Here is a 2,396-nt window from a genome sequence, read left to right as displayed (position 1 = left end):
CCTCGTCGTCGGGGGTGAAGGTGGCCTGTGGCGGCAAGCCGACCCTGAAGGCCAGTGGTTCGACGGCACAAGAAAACGCAATGACGCGTTTTGTCAGGGCTTTCGAGCAAGCCTGCCCGGGGCAGTCCGTGAACTACACCGCCAATGGTTCCGGTCCCGGTATCAGCGAATTTATCGGGAACGAAACCGATTTCGGTGGATCGGACTCACCACTGAGCAAGGCCGAGTACACGAAGGCGGAGCAGCGCTGCAAGTCGCCAGTGTGGAACCTGCCGATGGTGTTCGGGCCCATCGCAATCGCCTACAACGTCAACGGTCTCACTTCGTTGAACCTCGATGCTGCGACCGCGGCCCAAATTTTTAACGGCCAAATCACTACCTGGAACGATGCTGCCATCCAGCTGCTCAACTTAGGTGTCGCCTTGCCCGCTGAGCCGATTCACGTCGTGTTCCGCAGCGACGAGTCCGGGACCACGGACAACTTCCAACGCTATCTCGACACCGCGTCCAATGGCAGATGGGGCAACGGTGCCGGAAAGAAGTTCAACGGCGGCGTCGGCGAAGGGGCCAGAGGCAACGACGGCGCCGCTGCCGCCGTCAAAAGCACCGAAGGATCAATCACTTACATCGAATGGTCGTTCGCCCAGGCGCAACACCTCGACGTGGCCAAGGTCGTCACGTCGGCCGGCCCGGATCCGGTAGCAATCAGCCCAGACTCGGTGGGTAAGACGATTTCTGCTGCCTGGTTCACCAGGAAGGGCAACGACCTAGCGCTCGACACGATCTCGTTCTACCGGCCGAACCAACCCGGCTCCTACCCGATCGTGCTGGCCACGTATGAGATCGTGTGCTCGAAATATCCTGATTCGCGCGTCGGTACAGCCGTAAAAGCGTTTCTGCAAAGCACAACCAGCGCCGGCCAGAACGGTCTAACGGACAACGGTTACGTCCCGATTCCGTACGAGTTCAAGTCGCGATTGTCGACCGCGGTCAACGCCATCTCGTGAGCTGAGATCGTTCGAGCCGCAGACCGCGAACACGCACCTTGATGCTCAATGTTCCGGGGATTTTTTCACCGTCGTCAACGCCATGTTCCGAAAGTTTTCCCGCGGTAGTCAATGTTCTGCGTCATGCAGTTCATGGCATTGCCGCCCGAGATCACCTCTGCGCTTATCCACTCGGGACCCGGTTCGGGATCACTGATGGAAGCTTTCCTGGAGTGGCAACGGCTCGGCAGCACTCTGGACGAACATGCCGAAAGCTATGCCGGTGTGTTGTCAACACTAACCGGCACGTGGCATGGTCCGTCCTCGATGGCGATGGCTCAGGCCGCCAAGGCTTACCTGAGCTGGCTGCGCAGCACCGCGCAGCAGTGTCAGCAGATAGCGGCTTCGGCACAGGCGGCGGCGGCGGCATTCAATTCCGTTCGCGCTGCGGTCGTTCCCACCGCAGAGGTCGCGGCTAACCGGACGCGGCTGGCACAGTTGCTGGCCACCAACCGGTTTGGCAGCAATCTCCCGGCAATCGCCGACACCGAAGACCAATACCACAGGATGTGGCTGAATAACTCGGCGGCGATGAGTCGCTACCAGGCCGCCTCGGCGCAGGCAACGACGCTGCCTCAGTTGGCGTCGCCCCCGTCGGTTACCAATCCGAGCGGGGTGGCCGCCCAGGCCGCCCACGCCGCCCAGGCCAATGTGGTGCCCGCCGCTACCACTGCTGCGGCGCCCGGTGCGGACACGTCGTCGGCGGCTTCGACGTTGTCGTCGATTACCAGCTTCGACCCACAAAGCGGCTGGTTCGGGCTGGCGAATACCTATGCCAACCAGTTCATCTCATCCGGATTCCCGATCAACCTGCTCAGCTACTTGGCGCAGAACAGCTCGGCGCAGGCACTTCAAGGTGTGAGCAGCCAAATCGGCCAAGGTCTCTCGGAAGGTGAGGCGGCACTGGGACCAGCAGGAGGGTTGGGTGCATTGGGTGCCGCTGGGCTTTCCGCAGAGCCCACCGCTGCCGTAGGCGTCGGGGTGTCGATGGGAAAGCTGACCGCGCCGCCGGCTGTCGTCGGGCTGCTGCCTCCTCCGCAAACGCCGGTGCAGCTTGCCTCCGCCGTATCCCCGCTTCCCGCTGGCGAATCCGGGTTACCCGTGCTGCCGCCGATCATGCCGCCGCCGATCTCGGCGGGCAGTGGCTGGCGCAAACGCAAACAGCAAAAGTACGAAGATCTCGAATACGGCTTGGAGCTCAAGGGGACAGTGATGCAACGGCCGCCATCGGCGGGATGAACCACCGGCCACACGTCCACTGGATACCAGGACGGAGTCAGCTCTACCCGGAATACCTCGGACAGAACGCAGCAATGCTGACGCCGACGAAGAACCCGGCGTGGTAGTCGT

General features: G+C 62.1%; 2 protein-coding genes. Both read left to right on the top strand.

The genetic code is table 11. The annotated features are described in order from the left end of the window. Positions 1-1,007: phosphate ABC transporter substrate-binding protein PstS (gene pstS, locus VFA16_RS08925; protein WP_324967461.1), on the top strand; the 1,007-nt coding region annotated here is incomplete at its 5' end. Between the two features lie 123 nt (positions 1,008-1,130). Then, positions 1,131-2,285: a PPE family protein gene (locus tag VFA16_RS08920; RefSeq protein WP_324967460.1), complete on the top strand. Its 1,155-nt coding sequence runs from the start codon at positions 1,131-1,133 to the stop codon at positions 2,283-2,285. The last annotated feature ends 111 nt before the right edge of the window (positions 2,286-2,396 follow it).

The organism is Mycobacterium sp. (genome assembly GCF_035653355.1).
Lineage (GTDB): Bacteria > Actinomycetota > Actinomycetes > Mycobacteriales > Mycobacteriaceae > Mycobacterium.
The sequence above is the reverse complement of the archived record's forward strand: the minus strand, read 5'-3'. Positions and strand labels throughout refer to the sequence as shown.